This window comes from Streptomyces sp. NPDC004838, from assembly GCF_053600955.1.
Window position 1 is genome coordinate 108,886 of record NZ_JBSGAW010000019.1, and the last position, 15,198, is coordinate 124,083.

General features: G+C 69.7%; 11 protein-coding genes and 1 tRNA gene. 6 read left to right on the forward strand and 6 right to left on the reverse strand.

The window, feature by feature from the left end; translation table 11 throughout:
* Positions 1-145: 145 nt before the first annotated feature.
* The 6 genes from ACWEFL_RS21935 to ACWEFL_RS21960 form a co-directional block, all read right to left on the reverse strand.
* Positions 146-490: a rhodanese-like domain-containing protein gene (locus tag ACWEFL_RS21935; protein ID WP_451715147.1), complete on the reverse strand. Its 345-nt coding sequence runs from the start codon at positions 488-490 to the stop codon at positions 146-148.
* A 119-nt stretch (positions 491-609) separates the two neighbouring features.
* Positions 610-1,443, reverse strand: a complete 834-nt coding sequence (locus ACWEFL_RS21940) for a hypothetical protein (protein WP_451715149.1) — start codon at positions 1,441-1,443, stop codon at positions 610-612.
* Between the two features lie 33 nt (positions 1,444-1,476).
* Positions 1,477-2,994, reverse strand: coding sequence for a DUF2252 domain-containing protein (locus ACWEFL_RS21945; RefSeq protein ID WP_451715152.1), 1,518 nt, complete (start codon positions 2,992-2,994; stop codon positions 1,477-1,479).
* 519 nt (positions 2,995-3,513) lie between these two features.
* On the reverse strand, positions 3,514-4,179 hold the full coding sequence (locus tag ACWEFL_RS21950) for a response regulator (protein ID WP_451715154.1): 666 nt from the start codon (positions 4,177-4,179) through the stop codon (positions 3,514-3,516).
* A gap of 130 nt (positions 4,180-4,309) precedes the next feature.
* On the reverse strand, positions 4,310-6,085 hold the full coding sequence (locus ACWEFL_RS21955) for a sensor histidine kinase (protein ID WP_451715157.1): 1,776 nt from the start codon (positions 6,083-6,085) through the stop codon (positions 4,310-4,312).
* Positions 6,086-6,350: 265 nt separating this feature from the next.
* Positions 6,351-6,434, reverse strand: a tRNA-Leu gene (locus ACWEFL_RS21960).
* Between the two features lie 533 nt (positions 6,435-6,967).
* Between ACWEFL_RS21960 and ACWEFL_RS21965 the strand changes: the two genes are divergently transcribed.
* The 6 genes from ACWEFL_RS21965 to pknB all read left to right on the forward strand — a co-directional run bounded on the left by ACWEFL_RS21965 (position 6,968) and on the right by pknB (position 15,054).
* Entirely contained in the window at positions 6,968-7,819 is an 852-nt protein-coding gene (locus ACWEFL_RS21965) for an FhaA domain-containing protein (RefSeq protein ID WP_451715159.1), read from the forward strand.
* A gap of 10 nt (positions 7,820-7,829) precedes the next feature.
* A complete protein-coding gene (locus ACWEFL_RS21970; RefSeq protein ID WP_451715161.1) occupies positions 7,830-8,342 on the forward strand; it encodes an FHA domain-containing protein FhaB/FipA in 513 nt (170 codons plus the stop codon).
* A gap of 142 nt (positions 8,343-8,484) precedes the next feature.
* A complete protein-coding gene (locus ACWEFL_RS21975) occupies positions 8,485-9,978 on the forward strand; it encodes a PP2C family protein-serine/threonine phosphatase (protein WP_451715163.1) in 1,494 nt (497 codons plus the stop codon).
* 25 nt (positions 9,979-10,003) lie between these two features.
* Positions 10,004-11,416: an FtsW/RodA/SpoVE family cell cycle protein gene (locus ACWEFL_RS21980; protein WP_451715166.1), complete on the forward strand. Its 1,413-nt coding sequence runs from the start codon at positions 10,004-10,006 to the stop codon at positions 11,414-11,416.
* Positions 11,413-12,873, forward strand: coding sequence for a peptidoglycan D,D-transpeptidase FtsI family protein (locus ACWEFL_RS21985; protein ID WP_451715168.1), 1,461 nt, complete (start codon positions 11,413-11,415; stop codon positions 12,871-12,873). The genes ACWEFL_RS21980 and ACWEFL_RS21985 overlap by 4 nt, the downstream gene beginning before the upstream one ends.
* Before the next feature lie 195 nt (positions 12,874-13,068).
* Positions 13,069-15,054 (forward strand): Stk1 family PASTA domain-containing Ser/Thr kinase, encoded by a 1,986-nt coding sequence (pknB, locus tag ACWEFL_RS21990; RefSeq protein ID WP_451715171.1) that lies wholly within the window; start codon positions 13,069-13,071, stop codon positions 15,052-15,054.
* Positions 15,055-15,198: the final 144 nt, after the last annotated feature.

A 15,198-nucleotide genomic window follows, 5' to 3' on the forward strand; every position in this document is an offset into this window, starting at 1 on the left:
GCGTGCGTGGAGGCGCGGCTCCCGGACCGGAGAACCGAGGGGAAGCAGAGGGGGAGGCGGCGCGGCAGGGCATGTGGGCCCGGCACGGCCTACGTGACACCGGCGGCGGGGCCTTCCGGGCGGTGTGGCAGGGTCTTCCGGCGGCTCAGAGGACGAACGCCGGGCTGCCGTCATCGGTGATCATCGGCCGGCCCGCGCCCTCCCAGGCGAGCATTCCGCCGTCGACGTTCACCGCGTCGATGCCCTGCTGCACCAGATACTGGGTGACCTGAGCCGACCGGCCGCCCACCCGGCACATCACAAAGGCCCGGCGCCCCTCCGCCACCGCCTCGGTCACCTCGCCGAACCGGGACACGAAGTCGCTCATCGGAACGTGCAGCGCGCCTTCGACATGCCCGGCCCGCCACTCGTCGGTCTCCCGGACGTCCAGCACCAGCCCGTCGGACGGCACCGCGGCGGCGTCCACCGAGGGCAGCGGGGCGAAGTTCATGGGTCATGCCTTCTCTCGTATGGGCATGTGCTCCCGTTCGGGCACATGGGGCGTCCGGACACACGGTCCGTGCACGGTGTACGCGCCGGGCGCGCCGCTTCCGCGCACCCCTGGGAAACCTACTCCACGAGCCGGGCGAGTTCCCTCTCCCGCTCGGCGACCTGCGCGAGCAGCTGCTCGGCGATCTCCTCCAGCAGCCGGTCCGGATCTTCGGGTGCCAGCCGCAGCATCGCGCCGATCGCGCTCTCCTCCAGCTCCTGCGCGACGGTGCCCAGCTTCTCCCTGCGCTGTGCGAGCCACTCCAGCCGGGCGTAAAGCTCCTCGGCCTCGCTCAGCCGGTGCTCGGCGGGTACGGGCCCCGCCTCCCACTCACTGGCCAGCTCGCGCAGCAGATCGGTGTCGCCGAGGCCGTAGGCGGCATTGACCCGTGTGATGAACTCCTCGCGCCTGCTCCGCTCCGACTCGTCCTGTGCGAGATCCGGGTGCGCTTTGCGGGCCAGCTCGCGGTAGAGCCTGCGGGCCTCATCGCTCGGCCGTACGCGCTTGGGAGCCCGCACGGGCCGGCCGTCCAGCATCGCGGCGGCCTCGGGGGAGAGGCCGTCGGAATCCATCCAGTCGTGGAACAGCTCCTCCACACCGGGCATCGGCATCACGATCGCCCGCGCCTCACGCGCTCTGCGCAGATCCTCGGGGTCGCCGGTGCGGGCGGCCTTGGCCTCGGCGATCTGGGCGTCCAGTTCGTCCAGTCGTGCGTACATCGGGCCGAGTTTCTGGTGGTGCAGCCGGGAGAAGTTCTCCACCTCCACCCGGAACGTCTCCAGAGCGATCTCGAACTCGATCAGCGCCTGCTCGGCCGCGCGCACGGCCTTCTCCAGCCGAGCCTCCGGCCGGATCTGCGCGTCCTGCTCTTCGTCGTTCCGGGTCGTCGGCCCGCCGGGCGCATCCTGGGTCACCCACCCAGCCTACGGGCGTGGCCGGGCCTGTGGTCACACCCCCAGCTCAGCAGCCGTCCGGCCGTTCTTGATCGCCGTCAGGAGGGTCGTGTGATCCGCTTCCGTGCGGTCCGCGTACAGCACGGCGAAGGCGGCCACGGCCTCGTCCAGCTCCTCGCTCTTGCCGCAGTACCCGGAGAGCAGCCGGGGGTCCGCGCTGTGTGCGTGGGCGCGGGCCAGCAGGGCGCCCGTCATCCGCCCGTAGTCGTCGAGCTGGTCGGGTGTGAGCGCGGCCGGATCCACACTGCCCTTGCGGTTCCTGAACTGCCGCACCTGGAAAGGCCGTCCGTCGACCGTGGTCCAGCCCAGCAGAATGTCGCTGACGACCTGCATCCGCTTCTGGCCGAGGACCACCCGGCGACCCTCGTGCTCAGGCTCCGGCACCGGGAACCCGGCGGCGGCCAGATGCGGCAGCAGTGCGGAGGCCCTCGCCTCCTTCACCTGCAACACCAGTGGATCGCCCCGGTGGTCGAGCAGCAGCACGACATAGGAGCGGGTGCCGACGCTTCCGGTGCCCACCACGCGGAACGCCACATCGTGGATCTCGTACCGTGCGAGCAGCGGCAGCCGGTCCTCCGACACCGTGCCCAGGTACTGCTCCAGCGCGGAGGCGACGGCCGCCGCCTCGCCGTCGGGCACGCGCCGCAGCACCGGCGGCGCGTCCACGAAGCGCCGGCCTTCGCCCTCGGGTTCCGAGACCACCTCGGTCGCCTTGGCGGCGAAGCGCGCACTGGTGTTGTTACGGGCCTTCTCCGAAACGCGCTCCAGGGTGCCGACGAGGTCGCGCGCGTCCGTGTGGGACACCAGCTCCTCGTCGGCGATCGCGTTCCACGCCTCCAGCGCGGGCAGCTTCGCCAGCAGCCGCATAGTGCGCCGGTAGGCGCCCACGGTGTCGAAGGCGGCCGCACGGCATATCGTCTCGTCCGCGCCGCCCACCCGGCCCGCCAGCACCAGCGAGACCGCGAGCCGCTTGAGGTCCCACTCCCAGGGGCCGACGACGGTCTCGTCGAAGTCGTTCAGATCGATCACCAGCCGGCCGCGGGCGTCGCCGTAGAGGCCGAAGTTCGCCGCGTGTGCGTCTCCGCAGAGCTGGGCGGTCACCCCGGTCGCCGGGGTGCCCACCAGATCATGGGCCATCAGTCCGGCCGAGCCGCGCAGAAAGGCGAAGGGCGAGGCGGCCATCCTGCCCACCCGGAGCGGGGTCAACTCGGCCACCCGCCCCCGGCTGGACTCCTCGACCGCCTCGACCGCGTCGGGCCGGTCCGTCGCCAGCACCAGTGTGTCGTGCGAGGACCGCGGAACCCGGTCCCGCAGTTCCTTGCCCTCCTGCTTCGGCGTACGGACGGCTTCCGCGCCACCGGGCTCCCGCTGACCGCTCAGGGCTCCCCCGCGCCGTGCGAAGCCGGGCACCACCGGGATACGCCCGCCGCCGACCGCCCGCGCGGCCGAACCCGAACCAGCCGCCCCGGCCTCGGTCAGCCCCACCGGCGCCACCGTCTCAGCCTCGCTCATGACGCGCTGCCCCCCGCTCCGTACCGCTTCAACATCAATTGCCCCTGACCGTACCGCCGCTCCCCGACGGCCGTCTCCCCCTGTGGATAACCCCATCACACGCCCCGCGGCCCACACGGTCCCCGCCCGCCCGCCAACGTCCCTGTGGATCAGGGCCGTTCAGACCGCCGGACCTCGTCCGCGCATCCAGGACTCCCAGAGAGTGGCATGCCGGATATACGAGAAGAATCCACCGATCAACCCACCACGCGACCGGAAACCTTCATCCGCCGCACCCACACCGCGCCCGCCGACCGAGCCGCCACCGCCTTACCGCCACCGCGCCGCCACACACCGCCATCCGCAACGTTTCACGTGAAACAGACAACGCGGATGTTCCACGTGAAACGTCGGATCCGCGCGATCGGTTCGCAGCCACCGCGCACAGCTCCAGCCGGCGACACCCCACCGTCCCGGCCGTAACCGCGAACCACCGCACAGCCACCGCGACAGCCACCGCCGTAACCACAGGGCCACCCGTCAGGCGCCGAGTTCCGCGTCCCGTGCCAGCAGAGCCGCCTGCACCCGGTTGTCGCACTCCAGCTTGGCCAGGATCCGGCTGACATAGGTCTTCACCGTGGCCTCGCTCATATGGAGCCGCTTCCCCGCGTCGGCGTTGGAGAGCCCTTCACCGAGAAGGGCCAGCACATCCTGTTCGCGCGCGCTCAGCCGGGCCACCCGGACCCGCGCCTGCTCACTGCGGGTCGCCGCCCGGCCAGCGGCCAGTTGATCGACGACATGCCGGGTCGCTCCGGGGGAGAGATAGGCATCTCCCGAAGCGGCGGCCCGTACGGCTCCGATCAGCTCCGCGGGCGCGGTGTCCTTCAGCAGGAAGCCGACCCCGCCGGACTCCAGCGCGCGCAGGACGTTCTCACGTTCACCGAAGGTCGTCAGAATGATCACCCGCGCGGCGGGCGCGGCCCGACGCAGTTCCCCCATCGCCGTCAGTCCGTCCATCACCGGCATCTGGATGTCCAGCAGCACCACGTCGGCGCTGTAGGACCGCGCCAGCTCGATCGCCTCGCGTCCGTTCGCCGCCTCCGCCACGACCTCGATCTCCTGGTCCGAGGTGAGGATCATCCGGATCCCGGCCCTGATGAGCGGCTCGTCATCCGCGATCAGGACCCGGATCCGCGCCACCGTCATATCCCATCCTCACCCCGTCACGCATGTCAGCCAGTCCACCGGCCGCTCCCAGCCTGCCCAAACCGGCCGCCCGCACCGGCCGCCCGTCCAGGACCCGGTGCGCGCGACCCTCGGCTCTCCAGAGCTCTGGCTAAAGCCTGACCTCGTACGCCTTCTTCTCGATCAGCTTGCCGTCCTTGAAGCAGAACCGGAACACCGGCTCGGTGTCCTTTTCGCTGCCGGCCTCCTCCGACATGACCACCAGGCACGTGGAACCCTCGGGCTTCCGGGGCGTCTTCTCATCGTCGTCCAGCCCCTGATTGACGAAGCTCTCGCCGCGCGGCAGCTTGTCGCGTACCTCGTCCTCGTCGGACCCGAGCTTCAACGAGTCGTACTTCGCCTGGTCGATCACCGCCTCATCCTTCGAGGGGGCCAGGGCGAAGCCGCCCACGGCGCCGGCCGCCGCCACCAGAAACACCGCGACCAGGGATATTCCGCAGCCCAACTCGAAAGCGCCGATGCCACTCCTCCGGCTTCCGTCCAGTTCGCTCATCGTCGGCTCCTTCTTCGCGAGGTCCCAGTTCGTGACCGGAACACCGTGCCCGTGGGGAGCCGTCGCCGACTGCCGATGAAAGTCGTCGCCGGGTGCGACGAAAGGCGCTGCTTCCACCACCGCGTACGGGAGCATCCCCGCCACCCGGAAACCCCCACCGTCCGCCGGCCCGGCGTGGACGATCCCGCCGACGAGCCGTGCCCGCTCGGACAGCCCGGTCAGCCCCTGTCCTCCGCTGACCGCCGCGGCGTACGCATCCGGGTCCGCCACGCCATTGACGATCTCCACGACGAGGGAGTCGGGTTCGTACCTCAGCTCCACATCGATCGGGGCACCGGGGGCGTGCTTGTACGCGTTCGTCAGCGCCTCCTGCACGATGCGGTACGCGGCGTTGTCCGCGGCCGGGGCGAGAGGCCGCGCGTCGCCTGTGCGCCGCAGCCGGAGGGTGTTGCCCGCAGCCATGGACGCCTCCACGAGCGCGTCGATACCGGCCGTTCCGCGGGCCGCGCGACCCGTTTCGTCGCCCGGGGCCTGTGAGCTCTCCACGCCGTCCCGCAGAATGCCGACGACCTCGCGCAGCTCGTGCATGGCGGCCACGGACGCGTCCCGCAGCACTCCGACCGCCTCCCGCTGCCGCGCGGTGAGTTGAGGATCGACCTCCAGCGCTCCGGTGTGCACCGAGATCAGGGCCAGCTGGTGGCCGAGGCTGTCGTGCATGTCCTGGGCGATCCGCTGCCGCTCCAGCAGCCGTGCCTGACCGGCGACCATCTGGCGTTCCCACAGCAACTGGGCGTTCCGCTCCCGCAGGGCGTGCAGCAGGGTCCGCCGCTGGCTCCAGTACCGGCCGGCGAGTCCGGGCACGACGTCCGTCGCCAGGAAGGTCAGGGTGGTCATCAGCGCCAGTACCAGCGACATCGACTCGGACCAGCCGGTCACGAGCGCGCCGCCGGCGTAGAGGACGTACGCGATGGTGAACGCGGCGAGCGCCCGCCCGGCCCCCTCGATCCTTCGCCCGGCCGACCAGGCCACGACCGTCGACACCAGGGCGAACCCGCCCACGGCCCCGGCGAGCGGCGCGCTGACCAGCAGCATGGGCACCGGCAGCCGGCGGCGCAGCAAGGAGACCGCCGCGGCTCCCAGGGCCACGGCGGTCATCCGCGGCCAGCCCTCGCCCAGCAGTTCCTCGAACCCAACCGCCGTCAGGGCCAGCACCAGCGCGACCAGCAGCTCCGCCGCCGGTCCCCGTCTCGGCACCGCCGGAAAACCCGGGTTCGAGGCCACCGCGGAGCCACGGTTCGGCGACCACGGCTCGGGCTCCATGAGCCATGCGCAGCCCGCCCGGAGTCCGGCCCAGATCCTCTTCGGCGCATTCACATGCGCACCCTAGGCAGCGGGGCCCGGCGTCCACGGCCCACTTTCGTCCCCGACGGAAACGACGAACGTCGCACCGTCGGCGATCCCCCACCACGCGCCCAGCGGGGGCGTGCCACGTGCCGGAGCATGTCCTCACGCCGAGGGAACTCCCCTACCCGTGCCCCGCGTCACACTGGCTCGGAGGCCGCCATGGCTCACGAGGGGGCGAACACGTCGAAGTACGCGGAAGCCCCGCAGGTCCATGACCTGCGGGGCTTCCGATCTGTGCGCGAGGGGGGAGTTGAACCCCCACGCCCTTTCGGGCACTGGAACCTGAATCCAGCGCGTCTGCCTATTCCGCCACCCGCGCATTGGGTGCCGCCGCCCGGCTTCGGCACTCATCGGTGCGTCCCCCTGGCGACATCCAGAAGATTAGCACGGTGCACAGGGGGGATTCACATCCCTTTGTTGGGGCAGCCGTGCCCGGGGAACACGGTCGGGACACAGGCCGAGGACGTCGGGGCACAGGTCGAGCGCACACCAGGGACGCACCATGGACACGCGACGGAACAGGCAGCGGAACAGGCAGCGGGACAGGCCCCGAGGCATCGGACGAGGAGCGGACACGGACGGACAGCGCACGGACGGCGGCCGGTCTCGCTCCCCCCGGGGACCGCGTCGGGGAGATCCACGAGGAGATCGCCCCGCGCTCCGCCGCACGGCCCGCCCCCCACTCCTCCCCGGTCCACCCCGGGTGCGGGACACTGGCATGAGGCCGCCTCTACGATCCGTGTGAGAGGTGACACTCATCGACGGGGCAGACAAGGGGAACCAGCCGATTTCCCGACGCGTGGATACGATCAGTAAGCAGTATCAGGACTGCAGCGATGGAGGAGGTGCCCGATGGGAGTCCTGAAGCGTTTCGAGCAGCGACTCGAAGGTCTGGTCAACGGCACCTTCGCCAAGGTGTTCAAGTCCGAGGTCCAGCCCGTCGAGATCGCCGGCGCGCTCCAGCGTGAGTGCGACAACAACGCGACGATCTGGAACCGCGACCGGACGGTCGTCCCCAATGACTTCATCGTCGAGTTGAGCGCACCCGACTTCGAGCGTCTGAGCCCCTACTCCGGGCAGCTCGGCGACGAGCTGGCCGGTCTGGTGCGGGACTACGCCAAGCAGCAGCGCTACACCTTCATGGGGCCGATCAAGGTCCATCTGGAGAAGGCGGACGACCTCGACACCGGCCTGTACCGGGTACGCAGCCGTACTCTCGCGTCGAGTACGTCACACTCTCCCGACCAGGGCCCGGCGGCCGGGCAGGGGGGCGGCTACGGCTATCCGCCCCGCGCGGTCGGCAGCCCCCCCGCCGGAGCGCCTCCCATGCCGTCCGCCCCGCCTCCGGGCGCGGGACGGCCCGGACTCGCACCCGTGGGGGACCGGCGTCCGGCCGGCGGCCCCGGCCCGATGCCGGGCGCGCAGGTACGCCGCTGGATCGAGATCAACGGCACCCGCCATCAGATCTCCCGCCCGACGCTGGTGCTGGGCCGCAGCACCGACGCCGACGTGCGGATCGACGATCCCGGTGTATCCCGCAGGCACTGTGAGATCCGGACCGGAACGCCCTCGACGATCCAGGATCTCGGGTCTACCAACGGCATCGTGGTAGACGGGCAGCACACCACCCGCGCTACGCTCCGCGACGGCTCGCGGATCGTCGTGGGCAGCACCACCATCGTTTACCGGCAAGCCGAAGGGTGAAGCGGGGGCAATGTCAGAGCTGACCCTGACGGTCATGCGGCTAGGTTTCCTGGCCGTTCTGTGGCTGTTCGTGATCGTGGCCGTCCAGGTCATCCGCAGTGACCTGTTCGGCACACGCGTCACCCAGCGCGGTTCACGCCGCAACTCCGATACCCGCCCGCAGCAGGCGCGTCAGGCCGCGACGCCACCGCAGCAGCGGCAGCAGCCGAACAGCCGGCAGCGGCGGGGAGCACCGACCAAGCTGATCGTCTCGGAGGGGACCCTCACCGGCACCACGGTGGCGCTCCAGGGCCAGACCATCACGCTGGGCCGGGCGCACGATTCGACGATCGTGCTGGACGACGACTACGCGTCCAGCAGGCATGCCAGGATCTACCCGGACCGTGACGGCCAATGGATCGTCGAGGATCTCGGGTCCACCAACGGCACCTATCTCGACCGGACCCGTCTCACCACCCCGACACCGATTCCGCTGGGCGCGCCGATCCGCATCGGCAAGACAGTCATCGAGCTGCGGAAGTAGTAGGACTAATGACAGCGCGCGAGCGGAGCGAGCGAGCCGCGGCGGTCCCGACAGGCGACCGGGACGGGCTCCCGACCGGAGGGTGGGCAGTGTGGCTAGAGACCGGCTGTACCCCGAGGCAGATTCGACAGGGCAGGTGCGCATGAGTCTGTCTCTGCGCTTCGCCGCCGGATCGCACAAAGGCATGATCCGGGAGGGCAACGAGGACTCCGGCTACGCCGGTCCACGTCTCCTGGCGATCGCCGACGGCATGGGGGGACAGGCCGCCGGCGAGGTCGCCTCGTCGGAGGTCATCTCCACCCTCGTCACGCTCGACGACGATGTGCCCGGCTCCGACATCCTCACCTCGCTCGGCACCGCCGTGCAGCGCGCCAACGACCAGCTCCGGCTGATGGTCGAGGAGGACCCCCAGCTCGAAGGCATGGGCACCACGCTCACCGCGCTGCTCTGGACCGGCCAGCGACTCGGTCTCGTCCATGTCGGCGACTCCCGCGCCTATCTGCTCCGCGACGGCGTGCTGACCCAGATCACCCAGGACCACACCTGGGTCCAGCGGCTGGTCGACGAGGGCCGTATCACCGAGGAAGAGGCCACCACCCATCCGCAGCGCTCCCTGCTGATGCGCGCGCTGGGCAGTGGCGACCATGTCGAGCCCGATCTGTCGATCCGCGAGGTCCGTGCCGGGGACCGCTATCTGATCTGTTCCGACGGGCTCTCGGGCGTCGTCTCCCATCAGACGATGGAGGAGACCCTCGCCAGCTACCAGGGCCCGCAGGAGACCATTCAGAACCTGATCCAGCTCGCCCTGCGCGGCGGCGGCCCGGACAACATCACCTGCATCGTCGCCGATGTCCTCGACACCGAGTCCAACGACACGCTGGCCGGACAGCTCAGCGACACCCCGGTCGTCGTCGGCGCCGTCGCCGAGAACCAGTACCCGCTGAACGACGGCGGTGCGATGCAGACCCCGGCCGGCCGCGCCGCCGGTCTCGGCCGCCAGGTGCCGCCTCAGCCGGGCGGCTTCGGCCCGCCCGGCAGCGGCGACGGGATGGGGTACGGGGGAACGCCGCCGGAGGGCGGCTTCGGCGCCTACGCGGACGACGACGACTTCACGAAGCCGCGCGGCGGCCGTAAATGGCTCAAGGGGACCTTCTTCGTCGTGCTCGCCCTCGCCGTCGTGGGCGGCGGTCTCTACGGTGGCTGGCGCTGGACGCAGACGCAGTACTACGTCGGCTCCCGCGACGGGCACGTCGCGCTGTACCGGGGCATCAGCCAGGATCTGGCGTGGGTCTCGCTCTCGGATCTGGAGAAGGATCACCCCGAGATCGAACTCAAGTACCTCCCGCCCTACCAGCGCAAGCAGGTCGAGGGCACGATCCAGCGGGACAGCCTCGGCAAGGCCCGTGCGAAGATCACCGAACTCGCCGGCCAGGCCGACGCCTGCAAGAAGGAAGAACAGCGCCGCGAGGCCGCCGACAAGGCCGCCGCGACCCCGCCGCCCGGTGATGGCGAGGCGGGGACCACCGGTAAGCCCACGACCCAGAATTCCGGTAAGCCGTCCGCAGCCGCTCCCACTCCGGGCCCCACCCTCTCGGAAAAGGAGCAGAAGCTGGCCTCGAACTGCGGAAAGCAGTAATCGGCCGTAGGGGGCCCTCTCCACCATGAGCGTTGTCACCAACACCACCACGATCGGCGCCATCGACGCACCGAGCCGCCGCAACACCGAGCTGATGCTGCTCGCCTTCGCGGTCGCCATCCCGGTGTTCGCGTATCTGAACGTGGGCCTCGCAATCGACGGCAAGGTCCCGTCCGGGATGCTCGGTTACGGACTCGGGCTGACGCTGCTCGCGGGCGTGGCCCATCTCGTGGTGCGCAAGTTCGCCAAGTACGCCGATCCGCTGCTGCTGCCGCTGGCGGTGCTGCTCAACGGCCTCGGACTGGTGATGATCTGGCGCCTCGACCAGTCACCCCGGCTGATCGCGCGCGCCGAGCGGCTCTTCGGCGGCTTCGCCGCGGACGCCCCCAAGCAGATGATGTACTCGGCCATCGGCATCGCGCTCTTCGCCGCTGTCCTGCTGCTGCTGAAGGACCACCGCATCCTCCAGCGCTACACCTACATCTCCATGGCCGTGGCACTGGTCCTGCTGGCGCTGCCGATGTTCTTCCCCGCCCGCAACGGCGCGCGGATCTGGATCAGCCTCGGTCCGATCAACATCCAGCCCGGCGAATTCGCGAAGATCATCATCGCGATCTTCTTCTCCGGCTATCTCATGGTGAAGCGGGACGCGCTCGCGCTCGCCAGCCGCCGGGTGCTGGGGCTGTACCTGCCGCGCGGCCGGGACCTCGGTCCGATCCTGGTCGTCTGGGTGATGTCGATCCTGATCCTGGTCTTCGAAACCGACCTCGGCACCTCGCTGCTCTTCTTCGGCCTCTTCGTGATCATGCTGTACGTCGCCACGGAGCGGACCAGCTGGATCGTCCTCGGTCTGGGGATGTCGGCGGCGGGCGCGGTCGGCGTGGCCTCCTTCGCCAGCCATGTGCAGTCCCGTGTGGACGCCTGGCTCGACCCTTTCAGCTGCTACAAGGAGATCAACGCCTGTGAGCAGATCGGGCAGGCGCTGATGTCCTTCGGCGCCGGCGGCACCCTGGGCACCGGCCTCGGCCAGGGCGACTCCGACCTGATCATGTTCGCCGCCAACTCCGACTTCATCGTCGCCAGCTTCGGCGAGGAGCTGGGCCTGGCGGGGATGATGGCGTTCCTGATGATCTACGGCCTGATCGTGGAGCGCGGTGTCCGTACGGCGCTGGCCGCCCGCGACCCGTTCGGCAAGCTCCTCGCGATCGGCCTCTCGGGCGCGTTCGCACTCCAGGTCTTCGTGGTCGCCGGCGGTGTGATGGGGCTCATCCCGCTGACCGGTATGACGATGCCGTTCGTCGCGGCCGGCGGTTCGTCGGTGATCGCCAACTGGGCGCTGATCGCCATCCTGCTCCGTATCAGCGACACCGCCCGCCGACCCGCGCCGACGCCCGCTCCCTCACCCGACGCCGAGATGACCCAGGTGGTCCGAACGTGAACAAGCCCCTGCGCCGGATCGCGATCTTCTGCGGAATCCTCGTCCTCGCCCTGCTGGTGCGCTCCAACTGGCTCCAGTACGTCCAGGCCGACAGCCTCAACACCCGGTCCGAGAACCGCCGCGTCCTCATCGAGCGGTACGCGAGCGAGCGCGGCAACATCATCGTCGACGGCAAGCCCATCACCGGCTCCGTCAAGACCGAGGGCACCGACTTCGCGTTCAAGCGGACCTATGTCAACGGACCCATGTGGGCGCCTGTCACCGGGTACGCCTCGCAGGCGTTCGACGCCAACCAGTTGGAGAAGCTCGAGGACGGCATCCTCACCGGCAACTCCGACCAGCTCTTCTTCGACCGCACGATGGCGATGTTCAGCGGCGACAAGAAGAAGGGCGGAGACGTCGTCACCACCCTGAACGGGGCCGCGCAGAAGGCCGCGTTCGAGGGGCTCGGCTCCAAGAAGGGGGCCGTCGCCGCGATGGACCCGAAGACCGGGAAGATCCTCGCCCTGGCCTCCACCCCCTCGTACGACCCCTCCTCCTTCGCCGGCAACTCCGACAAGGACTCCAAGGCGTGGACCGAGCTGACGTCGAAGGCGAACAAGGACAAGCCCATGCTCAACCGGGCGCTCCGCGAGGTCTACCCGCCCGGCTCGACGTTCAAGGTGGTGACCGCCGCTGCGGGGCTGGAGCACGGCAAGGTCGACGACATCAACGCGCCGACCGACACCCCGGAGCCGTACATTCTGCCCACGACCACGACTCGGATGAAGAACCAGGTCAGCGGGTGCGAGAACGCGACTCTGAAGAAGGCGCTGGAGGTCTCCTGCAACTCCGTCTTCGCCAAGCTCGGTGACGACGTCGGCCGGGACAAGATGGTGGAGACCGCGCAGAAGTTCGGTTTCAACGACGCCGAGCTGGACACCCCGGTCCGTGGCGCCGAGTCCCGTTACGACAAGGCCATGGACCGCCCCGGCAACGCGCTCTCGTCGATCGGCCAGTTCAACACCGCGGCCACCCCGCTCCAGATGGCGATGGTCGCCTCGGCGATCGCCAATGACGGCAAGCTGATGAAGCCGTACATGGTCGACAAGCTGGTCGCCAACACCGACGTCATCTCCGAGACGAGGCCCCAGGAGATGAGCCGTCCGCTCTCCGCGGAGAACGCTCAGCTCCTCCAGGACATGATGGAGAACGTCGTCGAGAACGGCGGCGGCCGCAATGCCGCCATCGGCGGTGACGTCAAGGTCGGCGGCAAGACGGGTACCGCGCAGCACGGCGAGAAGAACAGCCAGCGGCCGTACGCCTGGTTCATCTCGTACGCCAAAACCGCTGAAGGATCCCCGGTCGCCGTGGCGGTCGTCGTGGAGGACAGCGACGCGAGCCGGGACGACATCTCCGGCGGCGGGCTCGCCGCTCCGATCGCGAAGAATGTGATGAAGGCGGTGCTGGGACGGTGAGCGGCGGCTCCGTGACGACGATCGGTGACGCAGATCACGTCCGTCTCTCATACCAGCACAGTGCGATACCGGTCAGGTATCAGGTGACGGTGACGGGCCGACCGTGTGGTTAGCGCCCGGTAGCGTATGCGCGAGCAGCACATCACCGGACCGCGGACAGCCCGGTGGGACTGACGGAGAGGGCTGGAACTAGTTATGGAAGAGCCGCGTCGCCTCGGCGGCCGGTATGAACTGGGCTCGGTGCTCGGCCGTGGTGGCATGGCGGAGGTCTACCTCGCCCACGACACCCGGCTCGGCCGCACCGTCGCCGTGAAGACGCTGCGGGCCGACCTCGCCCGTGACCCGTCCTTCCAGGCCCGGTTCCGCCGGGAGGCCCAGTCGGCCGCCTCGCTCAACCACCCGGCGATCGTCGCTGTGTACGACACCGGTGAGGACTACGTCGACGGGGTCTCGATCCCGTACATCGTGATGGAGTACGTCGACGGTTCCACGCTCAGAGAGCTGCTGCACTCCGGACGGAGACTGCTCCCCGAGCGCACGCTGGAGATGACGACGGGCATCCTCCAGGCGCTGGAGTACTCCCACCGCAACGGCATCGTCCACCGCGACATCAAGCCGGCGAACGTGATGCTCACGCGCACCGGCCAGGTCAAGGTGATGGACTTCGGCATCGCGCGCGCCATGGGCGACGCCGGTATGACGATGACCCAGACCTCGGCCGTCATCGGAACCGCCCAGTACCTCTCCCCCGAGCAGGCCAAGGGCGAGCAGGTCGACGCCCGCTCCGACCTGTACTCCACCGGCTGTCTGCTCTACGAGCTGCTGACCGTGCGACCGCCCTTCGTGGGCGACTCGCCGGTCGCGGTGGCGTATCAGCATGTACGGGAGGAGCCGCAGCCGCCCTCCACCTTCGACCCCGAGATCACGCCCGAGATGGACGCCATCGTCCTGCGGGCGCTGGTCAAGGATCCCGACTACCGCTACCAGTCCGCCGACGAGATGCGCGCCGACATCGAGGCGTGCCTCGACGGGCAGCCGGTCGCGGCGACGGCGGCGATGGGCGCGGTCGGTTACGGCGGTTACGGCGGGGGCGACCAGGCCACGACGGCGCTGCGGCAGGCCGATCCGGCCGCCCAGACCTCCATGCTCCCGCCGATGAACCCCGATGACGGGGCGGCCGGAGGCTATGACGACCGCCCGGACCGCCGCCGGCAGAAGAAGTCGAACACCTCGACGATCCTGCTGGCGGTCGCCGCCGTCCTGGTGCTGGTCGGCGCCATCCTGATCGGCAGATCCATCTTCGACGGCGCGGGCAAGGACCAGCTGGATGTGCCGGTGCCCCTGCTCGTCGGCAAGACGCTGGAGGACGCGGAACGTCTCGCGGGCAATGTGAGTCTCAAGGTCACCCAGTCGGGCACGGCCCGCTGCGACCAGCCCAAGGGCACGATCTGCAGCCAGACGCCGGATTCCGGCAAGGTGCCGGAGGGCCAGACGATCGAGGTCGTCGTCTCCGAGGGCGCTCCGAAGATCGAGGTTCCCGATGTCACGGAGAAGTCCGAGGAGAGCGCCAAGGAAGCGCTGACGCGCAAGGGCTTCCAGGTCGAGGTCAAGACGACCGAGTCGTCGGACGAGGACCCCGGCACGGTCGTCTCGCAGAATCCGCCGGGCAACAGCCAGGCCGAGAAGAAATCGACGGTCACGATCACGGTCGCCAGGCAGGCCCAGAAGAACGTGCCGCAGGTGGTCGGGAACCAGCTCGCGGCCGCGCAGCAGCAGTTGGAAACCCTGGGATTCCAGGTCAACCCGAAGTTCGTGGATTCCGACAGGCCGAAGGACGAGGTCATCTCCCAGGATCCGGGGGGCAACAGCAGGGCGGGTGAGGGCACGACGGTGACCCTCACGGTCTCCAAGGGTCCTCAGCAGCAGCAGACACAGGTGCCGAACCTGTTCGGCCAGACGATCGAGCAGGCCACGGCGATCCTGCAACAGGCCGGCCTGCAGATGGGGAACATCGACGGCCCGGACAACGACAGCGCCCGGATCGTGGCCCAGAACCCTCCGGCCGGTTCGCCGGCCAATGCCAACGACCAGATCAGCGTCCGGACCCAGGACTTCGGCGGGGGCAACGGAAACAACGGCGGCGGGAACAACGGCGGCCTGATCGGCGGATCCGGGGACTGATCCCCGAATCCCCGACAGCCTTGATACGAAGGCCCCGGCACCCTGTGAAGGGCGGCCGGGGCCTTTGCGTGCGGACACGGTGCGCGTACGGACACGGTGCGGGGGCGGTGCGGGGGCGGCGCGCGTGCGAGGGCGGTGCGCGTG